General features: G+C 37.7%; 18 protein-coding genes. 11 read left to right on the forward strand and 7 right to left on the reverse strand.

All coding sequences use genetic code 11. From position 1 onward, the window contains the following. Positions 1-14: 14 nt before the first annotated feature. Positions 15-569: a lipocalin family protein gene (locus EDC17_RS02130; protein WP_243645968.1), complete on the reverse strand. Its 555-nt coding sequence runs from the start codon at positions 567-569 to the stop codon at positions 15-17. Positions 570-707: 138 nt separating this feature from the next. Between EDC17_RS02130 and EDC17_RS02135 the strand changes: the two genes are divergently transcribed. Next, the gene (locus tag EDC17_RS02135) at positions 708-1,991 is read left to right on the forward strand and encodes a Gfo/Idh/MocA family protein (RefSeq protein ID WP_132776429.1); all 1,284 of its coding nucleotides are present in this window, start codon (positions 708-710) and stop codon (positions 1,989-1,991) included. A 511-nt stretch (positions 1,992-2,502) separates the two neighbouring features. Then, entirely contained in the window at positions 2,503-3,408 is a 906-nt protein-coding gene (locus tag EDC17_RS02140; RefSeq protein WP_132776431.1) for a cation diffusion facilitator family transporter, read from the forward strand. Here the strand turns inward: EDC17_RS02140 and EDC17_RS02145 are convergent. Then, on the reverse strand, positions 3,405-4,409 hold the full coding sequence (locus EDC17_RS02145; RefSeq protein WP_132776433.1) for a D-cysteine desulfhydrase family protein: 1,005 nt from the start codon (positions 4,407-4,409) through the stop codon (positions 3,405-3,407). The genes EDC17_RS02140 and EDC17_RS02145 overlap by 4 nt on opposite strands. A 185-nt stretch (positions 4,410-4,594) precedes the next feature. Here EDC17_RS02145 and gdhA point away from each other — a divergent pair, with 185 nt between their 5' ends. Both gdhA and EDC17_RS02155 read left to right on the forward strand, forming a co-directional pair. After that, on the forward strand, positions 4,595-5,926 hold the full coding sequence (gene gdhA, locus EDC17_RS02150) for an NADP-specific glutamate dehydrogenase (RefSeq protein WP_132776435.1): 1,332 nt from the start codon (positions 4,595-4,597) through the stop codon (positions 5,924-5,926). 134 nt (positions 5,927-6,060) lie between these two features. Continuing rightward, positions 6,061-6,306 (forward strand): hypothetical protein, encoded by a 246-nt coding sequence (locus EDC17_RS02155; RefSeq protein WP_132776437.1) that lies wholly within the window; start codon positions 6,061-6,063, stop codon positions 6,304-6,306. Between the two features lie 176 nt (positions 6,307-6,482). Here the strand turns inward: EDC17_RS02155 and EDC17_RS02160 are convergent, their stop codons facing one another. Next, positions 6,483-7,181 (reverse strand): SIR2 family NAD-dependent protein deacylase, encoded by a 699-nt coding sequence (locus tag EDC17_RS02160; protein WP_132776439.1) that lies wholly within the window; start codon positions 7,179-7,181, stop codon positions 6,483-6,485. A gap of 71 nt (positions 7,182-7,252) precedes the next feature. Continuing rightward, positions 7,253-7,555 (reverse strand): YgaP family membrane protein, encoded by a 303-nt coding sequence (locus EDC17_RS02165; RefSeq protein ID WP_132776441.1) that lies wholly within the window; start codon positions 7,553-7,555, stop codon positions 7,253-7,255. 121 nt (positions 7,556-7,676) lie between these two features. Between EDC17_RS02165 and EDC17_RS02170 the strand changes: the two genes are divergently transcribed. Further along, on the forward strand, positions 7,677-8,528 hold the full coding sequence (locus EDC17_RS02170) for a restriction endonuclease (protein WP_132776443.1): 852 nt from the start codon (positions 7,677-7,679) through the stop codon (positions 8,526-8,528). A gap of 2 nt (positions 8,529-8,530) precedes the next feature. On the opposite strand, the gene EDC17_RS02175 is transcribed toward EDC17_RS02170, so the two are convergent. Then, positions 8,531-9,229 carry a hypothetical protein gene (locus tag EDC17_RS02175; RefSeq protein WP_132776445.1) on the reverse strand — a complete coding sequence of 233 codons (699 nt, stop codon included), beginning with the start codon at positions 9,227-9,229 and terminating at the stop codon, positions 8,531-8,533. Between the two features lie 242 nt (positions 9,230-9,471). Between EDC17_RS02175 and trpS the strand changes: the two genes are divergently transcribed. Both trpS and EDC17_RS02185 read left to right on the forward strand, forming a co-directional pair. Next, positions 9,472-10,470: a tryptophan--tRNA ligase gene (gene trpS, locus EDC17_RS02180; RefSeq protein ID WP_132776447.1), complete on the forward strand. Its 999-nt coding sequence runs from the start codon at positions 9,472-9,474 to the stop codon at positions 10,468-10,470. A gap of 8 nt (positions 10,471-10,478) precedes the next feature. Further along, positions 10,479-11,096 carry a deoxynucleoside kinase gene (locus tag EDC17_RS02185; protein ID WP_132776449.1) on the forward strand — a complete coding sequence of 206 codons (618 nt, stop codon included), beginning with the start codon at positions 10,479-10,481 and terminating at the stop codon, positions 11,094-11,096. Positions 11,097-11,252: 156 nt separating this feature from the next. On the opposite strand, the gene EDC17_RS02190 is transcribed toward EDC17_RS02185, so the two are convergent. Then, positions 11,253-11,888 (reverse strand): peptidylprolyl isomerase, encoded by a 636-nt coding sequence (locus tag EDC17_RS02190; protein WP_132776451.1) that lies wholly within the window; start codon positions 11,886-11,888, stop codon positions 11,253-11,255. Between the two features lie 174 nt (positions 11,889-12,062). On the opposite strand from EDC17_RS02190, the gene smc reads away from it, so the two are divergent. Together smc and EDC17_RS02200 are read left to right on the forward strand one after the other, a co-directional pair. Beyond that, the gene (gene smc / locus EDC17_RS02195; RefSeq protein ID WP_132776453.1) at positions 12,063-15,602 is read left to right on the forward strand and encodes a chromosome segregation protein SMC; all 3,540 of its coding nucleotides are present in this window, start codon (positions 12,063-12,065) and stop codon (positions 15,600-15,602) included. A 152-nt stretch (positions 15,603-15,754) separates the two neighbouring features. After that, the gene (locus tag EDC17_RS02200) at positions 15,755-16,048 is read left to right on the forward strand and encodes a hypothetical protein (RefSeq protein ID WP_132776455.1); all 294 of its coding nucleotides are present in this window, start codon (positions 15,755-15,757) and stop codon (positions 16,046-16,048) included. A gap of 48 nt (positions 16,049-16,096) precedes the next feature. Here EDC17_RS02200 and EDC17_RS02205 read toward each other — a convergent pair whose 3' ends face one another. Continuing rightward, positions 16,097-18,100 carry a M13 family metallopeptidase gene (locus EDC17_RS02205; RefSeq protein ID WP_132776457.1) on the reverse strand — a complete coding sequence of 668 codons (2,004 nt, stop codon included), beginning with the start codon at positions 18,098-18,100 and terminating at the stop codon, positions 16,097-16,099. 74 nt (positions 18,101-18,174) lie between these two features. Between EDC17_RS02205 and EDC17_RS02210 the strand changes: the two genes are divergently transcribed. Together EDC17_RS02210 and EDC17_RS02215 are read left to right on the forward strand one after the other, a co-directional pair. Beyond that, a complete protein-coding gene (locus EDC17_RS02210; RefSeq protein ID WP_132776459.1) occupies positions 18,175-18,816 on the forward strand; it encodes a YgjP-like metallopeptidase domain-containing protein in 642 nt (213 codons plus the stop codon). Further along, positions 18,800-19,165 (forward strand): hypothetical protein, encoded by a 366-nt coding sequence (locus EDC17_RS02215; protein ID WP_132776461.1) that lies wholly within the window; start codon positions 18,800-18,802, stop codon positions 19,163-19,165. Before EDC17_RS02210 ends, EDC17_RS02215 begins: the two co-directional genes overlap by 17 nt. Positions 19,166-19,167: the final 2 nt, after the last annotated feature.

Genomic DNA, 19,167 nt, shown 5'->3' on the forward strand with positions numbered 1-19,167 from the left:
TAAAACAAAGTGATTTATATATGTGGATTCTGCATATTATGATCTACCCAAATAAGATCATTTGTATCGTAGCCAGCATTTTTCGCTATTTCCAAATATTCCTTTTTGACTGATTCAGGAATAGTCTGTTCGCGTGATAATATCCATAGGTAATCATGATTCTTACCAGCAATCAAGACATACTTATAATCCTTATCAATAGCAATTACATTATATCCGGAATAAAAAGGTCCAAAGAATGAAACCTTCAATGCGCCCTCGGTAGGAGATCCTCTGAATTTAGCTTTCCCTTCACGTTTTTTCCAAGTCTCTTTGACATAGTTATATCCAGAATTCAGGACCTTAATATCCCCATTATCTTTTAAGGAATATTGCGCTGCAGTATTGTTCATATTACGCTCGTGTTTGAAATCAATTCTTGCGATTTCGTACCAAGTACCCATATATTTTTGCGCATCAAAATTGGTTACTACGCGCGCTTCTTTTGGAATGGATTGACAGGAGGCAGACAATAACAAAATTGCAGTGGCCACTAAAATTGAATAGTATGGTTTAATTCTCATCATCATGTTTTTATCGTTTAACAGTTGCTTTAGGATAAAAGTTGTGTATCTGCTGCGAAAAAAGCATAAATAAGTACGGGAAACGGAGCGTGTGATTGGGATTTATGCATAAGTTTTTTTAAATTGGAACTATAAACTTGTATTATGGATCGCAAAAATTTCTTAAAAGCTGGCGCTTTGCTGGCTTCCACTGCCTTGTATTCAAACTTAAACGCTTCAATATTTAACGACAAAAAGATTAGGGTAGGGCTAATTGGTGTAAATGGTATGGGATGGTCTAATCTACAGGCTATGCTGAAACTCAAAGAGGTAGAATGTACAGCGCTGTGTGATGTGGATAATAACGTACTGGAAAAACGTAAGTCCGAATTGGCCGCCAAAAATATACAGGTCAAGACTTATCATGACCATACGAAAATGCTAAATGATAATATCGTCGACGCTGTGATAATAGGTACACCTGACCATTGGCATTGTATACAATTTGTCGATGCTATTAAGGCCGGCAAACACGTGTATGTCGAAAAACCAATTGGAAATTCTATTGTTGAATGTCAAACCATGCTCGCTGCCGCTCAGAAGAGCAATTGTATAGTTCAGGTAGGGCAATGGCAACGTAGTCAGCAACATTTTCGAGACGCTATGGATTATGTACATTCAGGCAAATTGGGCAAAATCCGACTCGCCAAAGCATGGTCGTATGTAGGCTGGAAAAAACCGATTATTATTCAACCCGATAGTCCCGTACCCAATGGTGTCGATTATGAAAGATGGTTGGGGCCGGCTCCAAAAAGAAATTTTAATATCAACAGGTTCCATTTTGAGTTCAGATGGTTTTGGGACTATGCAGGCGGGCTCATGACAGATTGGGGTGTGCATTTGCTTGATTTTGCATTGCTCGGTATGAAAGCAGATTTCCCGAAATCTATTGTTGCTTCGGGCGGCCTATATGCAGACCCGAATACAGCCGCGGAAACACCGGATACCATGACTGCAATGTATGAATTTGGCGATTTCAATATTCAGTGGGAGCAAGCATTGGGTATTGCTTCAGGAATCTATGGAAGAGATCACGGTGTGGCATTTATAGGCAATAATGGTACTTTGGTCGTGAATCGTGGCGGCTGGGAAGTAATCCCGGATGACAAGAGGGTAGAAGCTGTTCCTCTTCAAAAACCTAAAGACAATGGTTTAGAACGCCATATGGAAAATTTTGTGCAAGGAATATTACGAAAAGATAAGAGTAATCTGCATGCACCAATTGAGGTAGGAAGTCATGTAGCAGTAGTATCGCAAATGGGCAATATCGCTTATCGTGTCGGCAAAAAAATCTATTGGGACAAAGCCAAAGGCAGGTTTACCGATGAGGATGCTAATACATACTTAGCGGCTAAATACCACAACGGTTATTCAATTCCGAAAGTATAAATCAAAAGTGTTGTTAAAAATAAAAGGGAATTCTAAACGAATTTCCTTTTATTTTTTTGCTTTCAATTACAATAAAAATACTCATCAATTTTTCCCGATCTGTTTTGCAGTCTCCAGTCCTAAGCATACATATTAAGTAAACTAATATGATAAATACACGCAGCACGCATTTTTTCAGAATATAGGCATTTATCATGCTAGCAATATGGTGGCTGAGGTATTGAATTGATTATTGAAGGCAAATTATCCATTAATCAACTTGCATTTGAAGTTGGGTACAACAGTATTGCAGCTTATTCAAATGCTTTCCAGCATTTAACCAATAAACGCCCAACAGATTATAAGGTATAGTTTAAAACATAATATACTTGTCTTATAATTTATATTATGTTAAATAGATAATTTTTGTGTACTTCTTTCTCTGTCATTTACCTTGTATTTTCTAATGTTTAAAACTTTAAATGGTATATTCATATAATAATGGTTTATTTTGTGCTGTAAATAATTCAACATGTCCACACCGCAATCACAAAAAGCAAAAAAAACAATTTACTTTAGTATCCTAGGAAGTTTTGGATTGGCAGCTGTCAAATGGTTTGCGGGATTTTTTGGAAATTCATTTGCATTAATTGCCGACGCTATTGAATCAACATCTGATATTTTTGCTTCAATACTGGTGCTTTTAGGAATAAAATATTCGGAGCGCCCAGCAGACAAAACTCACCCCTATGGACACGGTCGAATTGAGCCGTTGATTACCTTTATCGTTGTTATTTTTCTAGTTATATCAGCGACTATAATTGCGCACACGAGTATCATTAATATACAGACGCCGCACGATCTTCCAAAACCTTGGACACTAATTGTCTTAGGACTGATAATTATTTGGAAGGAAATTAGTTATCAAGTAGTTATGCGCCGCGCTAAATTACTAAATAGCAGTTCATTAAAAGCTGATGCTTGGCATCATCGGAGTGATGCTATTACCTCTATCGCTGCTTTCATAGGTATTTCTATGGCTTTATTGCTTGGTGATGGCTATCAAAGCGCAGACGATTGGGCTGCCCTATTTGCTTCTGTATTTATATTATATAACTGTTACCGTATATTCCGACCTGCACTTGGAGAAATTATGGATGAACATTTATACGAAGAAATGGTTGATTTGATTAAGGAAAAATCACTTGATGTTAAAGGAATTATGGATACAGAAAAGTGTTTTGTTCGTAAAAATGGTATGTTTTTTCTGGTTGATATACATGCGATTGTGCCAGCAGAATTTAACGTCAAAGAAGGTCACGATATTGCACATCGCCTAAAAGACTATTTGATTGAGCAAATGCCCGAAATATCCAATGTATTTGTACATATCGAGCCTTTCAATACGCAAGTGTATGAAACGCGTACTAACGACTAGCGTTTAAAATACTGTTCGTATGCAAAAATGCCGGCTGTGCCACCGGTGTGAATATACAACACCTTCTCTCCTTTTTTGATCACGTTATTTTGGATATCATTTAGGATTCCTGCAAAAGCCTTGGAAGTATATACGGGATCCAAAAATATTCCTTCATACTTGGCTAAGAATTTAATCGTGTCAATATGAAAATCTGATGGAATACCATATGCCTCGCCACTATATTCATTAGTGATATGCACATCGGTTTCCGTTAGGATCGATTTATCTGCACAAAGCAATAAACATTCATTCGCTATTTTTAAGGTATGTGCTGCCAATTGTCCTTGATCCGGTTCGACATTATACGCTTTGACAGTAGTTTTGCTGCTTGACAAAGCGTTCCCTACTATCAGCCCGGCATGCGTACCTCCAGAGCCTGACGCGGTCGTGATGTAATCGAATTTAACGCCCAATTCTATTTGCTGCTTCACGATTTCAAAGTAACAGTCTACGTACCCCAATGTACCCAATGCATTGGATCCGCCGATCGGAATAATGTAAGCCTTCCCTCCTGCATTACCTATTTCTTGGCTACGAACATTCATCGCTTGGTATGCGCTATCGTTGTCCAGAACATCATGGATAACAGCATCCACTATATTGTTCAAAATAATATTTCCATTGGAAAAATAGGTATCATTAGTCATGGGTACAGACTTCTTCAAGAAGAGCTCAAGTTCAAATCCCTGCATTTTGGCTGTAATAGCGGTCATGCGCGCATGATTAGACTGTACAGCACCTACCGTAAAGACATGTGTCGCTTTCTGCTTCTTAGCTTCACCCAGCAAATACTCTAATTTTCGAAGCTTGTTGCCCCCTAATCCTATGGCGAATAAATCATCGCGTTTGATGTATATATCAACCCCAAGGATAGCGCTTATTTTCTTTAAGTGATAAATTGCTGATGGCTGATCAATGAGTTTTATTTTTGGATATTTTTTTAAATCAATAGTATGCATAGCTCAATTTTGAAATTTCAAATTAGTCATTTATTTATAATTACCAACTTTTTATCCAAAAAATTGATTTCGCAATCAATTCTTCATTTTCGGTTAAATAATACAAATTATTTCCTTAAAAACGGCTATTTTATTGTATATTTGGTAAAGTTCAAAACAAAATAATATCATTTTATCAATAGAAAATGCTAAATCTTAAAAGTTTTATTGATTACGTAGAAAGTCAAAATCCTCACGAGCCCGAATTTTTACAAGCGGTAACTGAAGTAGTAGAAGACCTTATCCCCTACATCAACGAACATCATCCCGAATATGCCGATCTCAAAATTTTGGAACGCCTAGTAGAACCTGAGCGCGTAGTTTCCTTTCGCGTAGCGTGGCTGGATGATAATAACAAGGTTCAGGTCAACAAAGGGTACCGTGTGCAGATGAATAGCGCTATTGGTCCATACAAAGGAGGCTTGCGCTTCTCACCTACAGTAAATCTCAGTATTCTTAAGTTTTTAGCATTTGAGCAAGTTTTCAAAAACGCTTTAACCAGTCTTCCAATCGGTGGCGGGAAAGGTGGATCTAACTTTGACCCTAAAGGTAAGTCAGACAACGAAATTATGCGATTTTGTCAAGCCTTCATGACTGAACTATACAGACATATCGGATCAGAGACGGACGTTCCTGCTGGTGATATAGGCGTAGGTGGCCGTGAGATCGGCTATTTATTTGGACAATATAAACGTATACAGAACAATTTCACGGGTGTATTGACCGGCAAAGGTGTGCATTGGGGCGGTTCATATATTCGTCCAGAGGCTACAGGCTACGGATTACTATATTTTGTGCAAAACATTTTCGAAAACAACTGCGATTCCTTAGAAGGCAAAGTGATAACCATTTCTGGCGCAGGAAATGTAGCATTCTATGCTGCAGAAAAAGCGTTGTTATTTGGTGCTAAAGTAGTGACCTTGTCCAATAGTACTGGAACCATATATGACCAAGATGGCTTTTCTCGTGAAAAACTGACACACATCGCCAAACTGGGTAGAAATCTTGCTGATTACGTAGAAAAATATCCTGCCGCAACATTCCACCCTAGACAAAAGCCATGGCAATTTGCATGCGACATTGCCTTACCTTGTGCTACGCAAAACGAATTAGACGAAGACGATGCTACCACTTTGGTTCAAAATGGATGTATCTGTGTCGCTGAAGGAGCGAATATGCCTTCCACTGCTGAAGCGATTAAAGTATTTCACGACGCTAAAATAGCTTTCGCCCCAGGTAAAGCCGCAAATGCGGGTGGTGTTGCTGTCTCAGGATTGGAAATGTCACAAAACTCCATCGGCCAACAGTGGTCTACAAGTAAAGTCGACGATAGGTTGAAGAACATTATGAATAATATCTACAAAACCTGTTTGCGCTACGGCAAAGAATCGGACGGTTATATTAATTATCTAAAAGGTGCAAACCTAGGTGGATTCATTAAGGTAGCCGAAGCTATGAAAGCACAGGGTGTTCTCTAAAATAAAACATATTCGCTAATTAAATAATTTGGTTGTAAACGGCTATTCATTGACTAGCCGTTTTATTTTTGTGCTTAGCTAGCGGAATAAGATTTTATATCTTTACTTTGCAGAATAACAATAGATATAGTTGCATGAGAACATTAGCAGAACTTCCACATCCAGAATGCAAAATCACCCTATTTGGGATGAACCAAAAGTACATTATCAAATTTGAACAAGGTAATTTGGAGCAAACCTACAAAATAGCAGAGGCAGATATTCTTAATGGTGTGAACGGTGTATTCGAATTATTAGATGAAGATTTCATGAATAAGGTGCTGGAGAATTTTAACAATATGCGCTCCTCTTTTATCGAAACATACAATAAATATAATTAAACAAACGCATTACATTATCGACATAAACACCTAATAAATAACAAATTAAAAACATCAAAGCGTCAATACCAAATTTAATTTGGTATTGACGCTTTTACATTTACATCAGACTGATTTTTAATTAAACAAACTTATTATATTATCCTTTATAAAAATAAGCTTTACAGACACTTATACTAAGTAGCAAAATTTTGTTCTGCGAATTGCTGGACCCAAATTGGAAGGATTTTCGCAGCCGTGCCATCAATTAATTCAACAGCAGAATTAACATGCATTTGATTCGCATTAGGGTCGATCAATATAAATTTACAACCTGATGGAACCTCATATATTAAGTTGGCCGCCGGGTACACTTGCAGTGATGTCCCCACCACCAGCAGAATGTCGGCATCTTGTACAATGCTAATTGCTTTTTCCATATTGGGCACTGGTTCACCGAACCATACCACATGAGGACGTAAAGCATACCCCCGTTCACATTTATGACTTTCGGTCAATTCATCGCCTTCAATTGGGTATACCAAATCGGGATATCGAGAAGACTGTGCCTTCATGATTTCCCCGTGCAGATGTAGGATATTCTTACTGCCCGCTCGTTCATGTAGATCGTCAATATTTTGAGTGATAATATGGACGTTGGCATATTTCTCTAACTCTACCAAAGCAAGGTGTCCCGCATTGGGCTGCGCTTGACGGCATGCAGCCCTACGTAAATTATAGAATCGCTGCACGGTTACCGAATCACGATGCCATGCTTCCGGCGTAGCCACATCTTCTACACGATGACCTTCCCACAAACCATCCGTTCCTCGGAAAGTTCGCAATCCACTTTCGGCAGATATACCTGCCCCTGTCAGTACAACTATTTTTTTCATTTGTATTTCACTAAAAATGGCCAAAAATTACTGAATTTTTGACCATTTTACTATTCGATTGTTTGGTGTAATTATTTTACAAAATACTTGTGCTCTATTACCGTGACTTCCTCTCTCTCATTGGTGAGCTGTTCGACAGCAGCTTTAATAGTACATTTCCCGGTAATACCTCTATAGACCAAAGCACCTCCTAAGCCAACACCCGATATTGCGGTGAAAGGATTTTTTAAGATCTGCTTCACACCTATCGAAAGTATTAATCCTCCAGCAATGACCGAAAGAATACGTTCTGAAGTACCGACGTTTCCATCTACACAGTCATTATCTAATTTTCTTTTCACCTTATCTATAGCGTAATTAATTAGTGTGTTCATATATCTTATTGTTTAATAGTAGTACATGATAAACAGCCTGAAAGGATATTTTGTTTGCTAGTTATTAATAAATTTTGATAAATTGTTTCGTGAAAATTATTTAACACCATATTTTGTGACTATGAGAGTAAAGAAACATTCTGGAGAGTTGGTTGAGTTCAACCCGAACAGTTTACGCCATTCCCTTTCGCGCTCTGGTGCTTCTGAAGAGGAAGTCGACCGAGTCTTTGATGTAATACAACCGAAGCTCTACGACGGGATTACTACGCGTGAATTGTATGAGTTAGCCTTTGACCAGCTTAAGCAGGTAAGAAATACATATGCCGCTCGATATAGTCTCAAAAAAGCCCTCCGTGACTTAGGACCCGAAGGATTTTATTTTGAAAAATGGGTAGCTCGTTTATTTCAGGAAGATGGCTACAAAGCCATTACCAGCCAAACTTTGCAAGGACATGCTGTCACGCATGAGATAGACGTCGTTGCACAAAAAGGAAATGAGTTATTAGCGGTAGAATGCAAATTCAGAAATGATATCGATGCTAAAATCTCGGTCACCACGCCTATGTACTTTCTGTCGCGCGTAAATGATATTGGAAATATCCCCTATACTTTCTTTAATAAGACGATGCCCGTCACGCAGGGTTGGCTTGTCACAAACGCTTATTTGACATCAGATTCTAAAACATTTGGAGAACATTATAAAATAAATCTTCTTGCCTGGGACTATCCGGAGGATCGTAGTATCAAAAGATTGGTCGATAGCAATGGGGAATATCCCATCACTTGTTTGACATCAATCAATAGTGAAGATAAGGCCAAGCTGCTGAAGTCTCAATGTATATTGGTCAAAGATATTGTACGCGATCCCAAATTTTTAAAGGTCATTGATGGCAATCCTGATAAAACAGAGTCTATCTTGCACGAAGCGCAGGAGCTTATTGATAGCCCATTAGAACATCACTTGAATTTATAGCGTTAGATTTCGTCACAATCAATAGTTTCTACACGACTAAAGAGTTTTTGGAATTCTTCCATTTGGCTTCCATCCATATTGATGTGCGGAAGCTCATGGTTTACGGCATTCCACCAGCCATAAGATAACACTTGCTCAAATGCCAATTGTTGCGCCTGACCGGATTTGGAATTTTTTACATATTCATTCCACAATACTTCAGGCGCAGCATTGTTTTTCATTTGTTCCTTAGTCAAGTGCTCATAAGCTTTCATTAAGTCATCACCGCCTTTATGCAATGCCTCACTGTATAATTTTACCGTACTATTCTTCTGAAAATATTTCAACAAATCCTTCGTCTTGCCTTTTCGCGCTGCAAATTCAATTTTCTTAATGCGGTATGTCCAATCCAAAAACTGAACAATTGAATCTCGTAGTGTGTTGAAATACGGATTTTTTACGATTTGGAACCCTAATATTTCTTTCTTACTCAGCTTGTACGTATCATCTAGTTGTTGCTCATCTTCCGTATAGATATTAAAATAGCCTTGTGCCAGCTTGAATGTGTCATTCAGCTGCTTTTCGCTATACTTTGTACTATCATAAAAGGCTTCATACCGACAGAGTTCATCTTCGAATAGAAATGATTTCTCCTGCGCATTCACCTGCCAGGAAAAAGTAAGCAATAGCCCTACTAAGAATTGGAAAAATAATTTACTCATAATAATTAAACAGCATAATGGGTAATACGTTTTAAAAATATGATTTATAAAAGGAAAACAGACAATTTATTAATCACTTAACTATTTAAGCGCCAAACAGGAATTAACCTAACGAGACAAATGCACTACAAGTAATTCTGAACTCAAAAGAATATTTAGGATAGCTCATTGAATATACATTGTCTGATGGAGACATATTTTTACATTCCATATTCCATAATAATTGCGTAATTTCGCATCATATGGAAACTGTTGTTAGCGGTATCAGAAGTACCGGAAAATTACATTTAGGAAACTACTACGGGGCATTGGGTAATTTTGTAAAAATGCAAAATGAATACAATTGCTTCTTTTTTATAGCGGATTTACACTCGTTGACTACACATCCTACACCACAAGATCTGCAAGCTACAGTACGCAATGTGGTTGTCGAATATTTGGCAGCAGGAATAGACCCTGAAAAATCAACGATATACATTCAGTCTGATGTACCAGAGGTAGCGGAATTATATTTATATATGAATATGAACGCCTACATGGGCGAGCTGGAGCGCTCGACTTCCTTCAAAGATAAAATACGTGCCAATCCGAATAACGTAAATGCAGGTCTATTAACCTACCCTGTTTTGATGGCTTGTGATATTTTAATCCACCATGGTACTAAAGTTCCGGTTGGAAAAGATCAAGAGCAACACTTGGAGATGACGCGTACTTTTGGAAATCGTTTTAACCACTTGTACCAAACAGAATACTTTAAAGAAGCATTTGCTTTTAGTTATTCGGACAAATTAGTTAAAGTTCCGGGTTTGAGCGGTCAGGGAAAAATGGGTAAATCCAATGGTGAAGCCGATTGTATCTATCTATCCGATTCTCCCGAAGTGATTCGCAAAAAAATCATGCGCGCCGTATCGGATTCAGGTCCGACCGAGCCGAACCAAGCAAAACCTGAATCTATTCAAAATCTTTTTGATCTAATGAAGGTGGTGTCTGCACCGGACACATTAGCGCATTTTGATGATTTGTACAACAACTGTGCAATTCGCTATGGAGACTTCAAGAAACAACTTGCTGAAGATATGGTCAACGCTACAGAACCTGTACGTTCGCGCATCGAAGCAATTAAAAATGACGATCAATACATTCAAAAGGTAATTAAACTAGGTGCCGAAAAAGCGCAAGCAAGTGCGCAAAAGACAATTAAAGAAGTAAGAGAGATTATAGGACTTAAAAAACTATATTAGAATAAGATATGCATATTGCAATTGTAGGGAATATAGGAGCTGGTAAAACCACCTTGACAAAATTGTTGGCACAACATCTAAACTTTGAACCCCAATTCGAAGCCGTGGACAACAATCCTTATTTGGAGGATTTCTATGGAGACATGAAACGTTGGGCATTCAATCTTCAGATATTCTTTTTGAATAGTCGCTTCAGACATATTGTGGAGTTACAAAATAAAGGCATCAATATGATACAAGACCGTACCATCTATGAAGATGCTTATATCTTCGCAGAGAACTTATATGATATGGGATTAATGAGTGCGCGGGATTTTGATAATTACAGCAACATTTTCCAAAGTATTATTCATTACATCAAACCACCGGATTTACTGATTTACTTGAAGGCTTCAGTGCCTACGTTGGTCAATAACATCCAGAAACGTGGTCGTGATTATGAGTCGGCGATTCGCTTGGACTATCTTTCTAAGTTGAATGATAAGTACGAGAAGTGGATCAACAATTATACAGATGGAAAATTATTGATTCTGGATAAAGATAATTTGGACTTTGCTAATAATCCGGAAGATTTGGGCTTTATCAAAGAAAAGATCGACGCCGAATTATACGGCTTGTTTAAATAAAATATACGCTATTTGCAAGAAATAGTCTCGTCATTTCGACCAAAGGGAGAAATCTAACATAGTGAAGAAAATAAATATAACCTATTTAATCATTCTTTAGATTTCTTCTTATTCCTCGTCGAAAGAGGAATGAACATATTAATTAGACGCTCCATTTTATTCTATCACACTCACCGAAAATCTCACAGGCGATAAGGGGAAGTCATCTTTGCTGGTTTTGAAACGACTGATTGCCATAATTACTTCTAATCCTTCATAAATCTCCCCAAAAACCGTATAATCTCCATCCAATCGCGGTAAGCCCCCATTTTTTAAATATTCGGAACGCTGAGCAGCTGTAAATGTTATCCCTTTTTGCTTCTCCAACTTAGCTAAATCCTCTTCTGACAGCTCCTTACCAACTACAAAATAGATTTGATTTAAGAACGAAGCTTTTTCTGGGTTATCATCCCTTCCCTGTCCCAAAGCCCCGATCTTATGGAATGCTCGCGCATCAAATTCTCCCGCAAGCCTAGGTTTGTTGCCCTTAGGATCTGCAGCTTCTCGCTTCGCAATATCGATATCATGTTCACCTCCTTGTACCACAAAATTCTCAATTATACGATTAAATAATGCCCCTTGATAGATTGAGTCCCGAATCGATTTAACCATCAAATCACGATGTTGAGGAGTAAAATCATACAGCACGACCTTTATAGTGCCATAATCTGTTTTAAAAGCTATTTTATGAGTCTGCGCAAGCAAAATCTGACTGCAGAATAGAAAAATGATAAAGAGAATACCGTGTCGCATAAGGTTGAATTTTGATTACTAAGTTAGTTTATTTTCAGCAAAATATACGGTCAGATAAAGTGTAAATAACTATCCCTGAACGGAATGTGGAAATCTCTCAAAATGTGCAAAAACGGTCTTACACATTCTCTTTTTTTATCCTTATTTTCGTACGTTATAACAAAAGCTAAGTGAATGGAACTAACTAAACTTGAGATCAAAGGATTTAAAAGTTTTGGTGATAAAATCACAATAAATTTTAATGAAGGTGTTACAGCTATTGTAGGACCTAATGGCTGTGGGAAATCCAATGTAGTGGATGCTATTCGCTGGGTATTGGGTGAACAAAGTACCAAAACGCTGCGTTCGGAAAAGATGGAAAACATTATTTTCAATGGTACCAAGACGCGTAAGCCAGCCAACCTTGCGGAAGTTTCGCTGACATTCAACAATAATAAAAATATATTACCTACGGAATTTACGACGGTGACCATCACCCGTAAATTGTATCGTACAGGTGAATCGGAATACCGATTGAACGATGTGAAGTGTCGTCTCAAAGATATCACTGATTTATTCCTGGACACTGGAATCGGTGCAGACACCTACTCTATCATTGAGTTAAAAATGATAGATGAAATCATTGCTAATAAAGATAATTCACGTCGCGCGCTTTTCGAAGAAGCTTCAGGGATCTCTAAATATAAGGTTCGCAAAAAACAAACGCTGAATAAGTTAAAGGATACCGAAGCAGACTTATCTCGTGTTGATGACTTATTGTTTGAGATTACCAAAAATCTAAAATCATTAGAGAATCAAGCGAAAAAAGCAGATAAATATTTCCAACTGAAGGAAGAATACAAGCAAGCAAGTATAGGCTTAGCTTATTACCGTTTGGATAGTTTTAGTACGGACTTGACAAGCTTGGCAGACAAAGAAAAAGATTTGCAGCAATCGTTGAACACGACCTTGGAACAAATCGATGGTAAAGAAAAAGAACTTCGTGCTGGTCGTGAAGAAATTCTTTCTAAAGAAAAAAGCTTAGGTGCCCAACAAAAAGCTACTAACGAATTCAACAATAAAATTCGTGCATACGAGTCGGAGAAGAAAATCAAAAATGAGCGTCTTCATCATCTAAAAGAGCGTGAATCGCGTATCACGGCTGAATTTAATTTGGATAAGCAGCAGCTTACCAATGTCGAATACACGATCAAGCGACTTAATGAAGAGGTGTATGAAGAACAAGCTAAACTTGATGTCGCTCAAGATGATATACAAAAAAATAAGATTGAAGTTGAAGAATTAAAAGCCCAACAACAAACTGCTAAAAACAAATTGGATCGTTTTGTTCAAGACAGCAATGAGATTCAAAATAACATCTATAAAGTCGAAAAGGACATTGCTGTCTTGAATATCCAGAAGGAATCACTAGATCAAGAGTCCATTCGTAATACTTCCGATGCCTCGTCCAAGGCCGAAGAGCTGACGCAATTCAATATTGCCGTTGCTGAATTGCAAGGAAAATTGGATGCGCAACAACAGCAATACGACGAAGCTATTCGTATTGAGAATGATTTAACCCGTCAAATTGAGCAATCCGAAATCGAATTGCAAGAGACGCGTACACTGCTTAGCAAAGAATCTCGTCTGGTAGATGCAAAACAGAACGAATATAACTTAACTAAGTCATTGGTCGATAATTTGGAAGGCTTTCCTGAATCGATTAAATTTTTACGTAAGAATGCAGGATGGCCTAAGTCCTATCCTTTGTTCTCGGATATTTTATTCTGTCAAGAAGAATACCGTGTTGCCATTGAAAACTACTTGGAGTCCGTTATGAACCACTATGTAGTGGATACTAAACAAGACGCTATTCAAGCTATTCAACTATTAAGTGATGCTTCACGAGGTCGCGCTAATTTCTTTGTTTTAGAATCAGTTATAGATAGAAAGGATAGCGGATTTATCGTTCCTGAAAATATGATTCCTGCGATGCAGGTTATCAAAGTCGATAAGAAATATGAGTCCCTTTGTTTGCAATTGCTCAACAATGTATACTTATTAAAATCTGATGATTCCAAAGCTCTGGATATCGAATTGCCACATGATGACATAGTGATTTTGCACCATGAAGGTAAGTTCAGTAAGAATAAATTAGGTTTTAGTGGAGGTTCTGTTGGTTTATTTGAAGGAAAACGTATTGGCCGTGCGAAGAACTTAGAAAATCTTGCTAAGGAGATAAAAGAACTTAATGCACGCATCGCGGAATTGCAACATATCGAAGCTGAATTAGTGGACCGAATTTCTTCATTGAAATTGCAATCGCAAAAGGAAATCATTGATGAGATTCGTATTCAGTTGGCACGTATTCAAAACGAATGGACTTCTGTAAAGACCAAGCAAGAGCAATATCAGGCGTTTATTTCCAACTCGCAAAACCGTAAACAAGATATCGAAAGACGTCTTGCCGAAATCGCAGAGGAATTGACAAAGGCGGAGCCCGAACTCAAGATTTTGCAAGTTGAAGCTGACGAACGTCAAAAACAACTAGCCGACTTACAGGCCGCTTACCAAGAGCTGAATGAAATCGTGCAGGAAAAATCTTCAGCCTATAATCAAGAGAATATCCGCTTGCATCAGCAACAAAATAAAGTCTCCGGCATTCAGAAAGATCTCGAATACCGCGAAAGTCAAAAAGAGGCCTTAGAACTACGTATCAATAAAAATACCACCGAACTCGAACAAATCAAGGTGGATATGAAAGATGCTTTGACTTTTACGGACAATAACGACAACGACCTGAAAGAGCTTTACGAACAGCGCGAATCCTTAGAAAAGGCTTTGCACGATATGGAGGAAGAATTCTATTCCTTCCGTAAAAAACTCAACGATTTGGAAGAGGAGTTGACGACATTACGTAAATCCAAAGATCAATTGGATTTCTTGATTACAGAAGTAAAAGACAAGAAGACAACACTTCAAATTGATTTGAACTCACTAAAAGAACGTCTGTCTGTCGAATTCAATATTGACATAAATGAACTGTTGGAAGGTGATATGCCTGAGATTGAGCAGTCGCAGGAAGAATTGGGATCAATGTGTACCCGACTGAAAAAGCAATTGGATGAATATGGAACCATAAATCCAATGGCTAAAGAAGCGTATGACGAGATCACGCAGCGTCACGATTTTATCAATAAAGAAAAGAACGACTTGCTGGAAGCTAAGGCATCTTTGATGTCTACCATCGAAGAGATTGACGGCAGTGCCAATGAAAAATTCATGCATGCATTTAATACCGTGCGTGAGAATTTTATTAAAGTATTCCGTTCCTTATTTAACGATGAAGATAGCTGTGATCTACTATTGACGGATCCAAGCAATCCATTGGAATCGGATATAGACATTATCGCAAGACCTAAAGGAAAGCGCCCATTGTCTATTAATCAACTTTCTGGCGGAGAGAAAACACTGACATCTACTGCCCTATTATTCTCATTGTATCTGTTGAAGCCTGCGCCGTTCTGTATATTCGATGAGGTCGACGCACCATTGGATGATACAAATATTGACAAGTTCAACAATATTATCAAGCAATTCGCCGATCAATCACAATTCATAGTAGTGTCGCACAATAAGCGTACAATCGCTAGTACAGATATTATTTATGGTGTAACAATGGTCGAGCAAGGTATCTCACGCGTGGTTCCTGTAGATTTACGTGAAGTAGCATAAATTAACATTTAACATTTTTTAATAATACTCAAAATCCCCTTTAGATTATTGTTAAAGGGGATTTTTGTATTTATAAAGCTTACTGGAATTTTCCTCCCAAAACAATTTAAGCATCAAAATGTTCTTCTAATATCACTAACATATAATAAACTATGGATAAATTGAAGAAATTTGAATTGATGGCTAAGATTACCCGTGAATTGGAAGATGTAAGAAATAGTCAGCAAGCAGTTTTGGAAAAGATTGGTAAAATAGAAGTCGATAATATCGAATTAGGCGATAAATTGATTGAAAATAAAATCCCCGATATTTATTCAAGAACTGCGCAGAATGCAGATGCAATCAAAGAAATCTTAGAAGAATTTGAACGCAAAACTGATGATTTTGGCGAGAAAAACAATGTTGACAAACTTAAAGAGCAGCAGCAAATTGATAATTTGAAATAGAAAAGGCGATCCTAGGATCGCCTTTGATGTATATGTTAGGTAGATAAATTACCAGATTGAAATACGATCCTTTTTAGGAACGAACAACTTATCGCCTTCTTTCGTACCAAAAGCTTCGTGGAAAGCATCTAAATTAATGATAGGCGCAAAAGCTCTGTATTGTGCAGGTGAGTGTGGATCTGTTTTTACTTGATTGATCACAAACGCATCTGTCGTTTTTGTACGCCAGATCGTCGCCCATGACAAGAAGAATCTTTGCTCAGGTGTGAATCCATCAATTAATCCAGGATTTCCTTTGTCATTCAAATACATTTTCAATGCATCGAAAGCAACAGAAGAACCACCTAAGTCACCGATATTCTCACCTAAAGTAAAACGTCCATTTACAAATACTCCTGGTACCGGTTCGTATTTCTCGAATTGAGCAACCAAAGCATCAGCTGCAGATTCAAATTTAGTTCTATCTTCTTCTGTCCACCAGTTGTTCAAATTTCCATCACCATCGTATTGAGAACCTGAGTCGTCAAAACCATGTGACAATTCGTGACCTATAACGGCACCAATACCACCGAAATTAACTGCTGCATCGGCTCTATAATCGTAGAATGGAGCTTGCAAAATCGCTGCTGGGAATACAATCTCATTATTCAACGGACTATAGTATGCATTCACAGTCTGTGGAGTCATTCCCCACTCCTCTTTGTCTACTGCTTTACCTTGTTTTGCCAAATTCTGCTCGAATCTCCATTTGGAAATATTCATCACATTGTCGTATAGGGAAGTTCCGATTTGCAATGTAGAGTAATTTTTCCATTTATCAGGATAACCGATTTTTACAGTGAATTTGGAAAGCTTGTCCAATGCTTTTTCTTTTGTCACAGGCGACATCCATTCTAAATTTTTGATGTGCATGTCAAAAGATTTGATTAAGTATTGTACCAACTCTTCACAAGCTGCTTTGGCATCTTCTGGGAAATGTTTAGCAACATATAGTTTACCTAATAATTCACCGATATTGCCATTCACATACTCCAAACCGCGCTTGTCTAGGCTTCTTTGTTCAGCTTGACCTCTCAATTTACGACCGTAGAAATCAAACGAAAGCTTGTCTAGCTCTTCTGTTAGGTAAGAAGTTGCACCATTTACTAAATGAAATTTTAAATAATCCTTGACAACAGGAATATTTTGCTCATTCAATATTTGATCTAAATTTTGAAAATATTTCAGTTCGCCAACGATTACAGTATCAGCTTTGAATCCTACCTCTTTCAAAAATCCCGCTACATCGACATTTTTCACCATTTTACCTAAGTCATTAACAGCTACAGGGTTGTATCTTTTAGCTGCATCGCGAGACTCCTCAACAGTTTTCAAATTTGCTGCAATAGCTTTTTCAAAAGCAATGATTTTCTGAGCTTTTAGATCTTTTGTTTTCGGATCTACTTTCGCGTTTAGGGTATTAATGAATTCCGCGTAATCACCCAACGTTTTTCTGTTGGCTTCATCATCTTTTTGGTAATAGGTACGTCCTAATCCCAAAGAACCTCCACCAAGGTATACGGTGTTGATTTTAGAATTCTTTAAGTGTGCGCTGACGAATCCTCCATAGAATGGATTTCCTCCTTCACGACCGTATTTAGAGAAATATGCGGTTAAGTCTTTTAAATTTTTAATGTTATTAATGTCCTTCAGACGCTGTTGAATAGGCTGCAAGCCCATTTTGTTACGTGCGTCGAAATTCACATACGAACGGTATAAATCTGCAATCTTTTGGCCATCCGAACCTGCTGGATTATTACCCTCTAATGCTGCCTTCAAAATCTCTAGTACAGCCACATCCGTGTTCTCACGCAATTCATCAAATGATCCCCAACGTGCTCTATCCGATGGAATTTTCGCGGTTTTCATCCAATTACCGTTTACATAATTGTAGAAATCATCCTGCGGGCGCACGGATTCATCCATGAGTGTTTTATTGATAGCCTTATACTCCTGTGCAAACGACAAACTCGATGCAAATAAAGCAGCTGTTAAAACAAAAATTTTCTTCATCTTTATAATCTTTATGTTTTGCTATGCAAACATAATTAATTCAAAAATTAATATAAAGTAACTATTTTGTGTAAATGCACTTAAAATTCGAAGATAAAGACTGTATTATTCATATTAAAGAAAGGCTTCAACACATCAAACTCATTGCTGTAGAAGATGCTGTCATCCACCTCGAAGTGCCAGCGCTCTTGCCACAAGAAAATTTACTGTTTTACATAAAAAAAAATCTTTCCAAAGATATTATATCTTGGAACGCTCATAAATTAGATAGCAACAAGTATATCGATATTTTTGACAAACGACTACCCGTCAAAATCATCAGTGGAGCACAACCCTATCTCCAAGATAACAGAGTGTATTGCCCAAGTGAATATGTCTCTTCGGCCAAGCAAATAGAGGCCTTGAAAATGCTTTTGCTTTTAAAATTATTCAACGATAAGATGTCAAAAATTGAAGAAGACTTAAATATCTTGCTTCCGGATTTAAAACTGAGAAAATTAAAAACAAATCATTTTTCTATTTGTCATACAACGTATCATATCACGTTTTCTAAGGATTTAATAAATCAATCCACAGCGATGATTACCTACATCGTAGTATGGGCGATAAATACCTTTAGAAGGACAAATGAAGAGGAAAGCCGACGGATGATAATGAAATATGTACCAGATTGGAAGCATTGTGAACAAGTAATAGCATATGAGCGACAGCAATAAGTTAATAATTAAAATACCCAACATCTCGGCAGAAAGTCTAGAGAACAATTCCGACGGGCTACTTCAGCATATAGCTCCTGAAGATCAAAACCGATTACAAGAATATATTTTGGATCGACTGAGTAGTCTTGACGGTGGCCCCAGTGTAAGTACTTATCGGATAGCAAACTTTTCTTGGGATAGCCATCTTCAGAAAGGCAGATTCAGATTGAATTTTACGATTGATAGACGTTTTTGTTGTTCAGACACAGAATCCTGTGCTACGGATTATTTGGATTTTGATTTCACGGTGCAGGAAACTGTACTAACCGCTACGACAGAATATTTTGAATGGGCACTAAATAACTAAAT

This window comes from Sphingobacterium alimentarium, assembly GCF_004342685.1.
In the GTDB taxonomy this organism is placed as follows: Bacteria; Bacteroidota; Bacteroidia; order Sphingobacteriales; family Sphingobacteriaceae; genus Sphingobacterium; species Sphingobacterium alimentarium.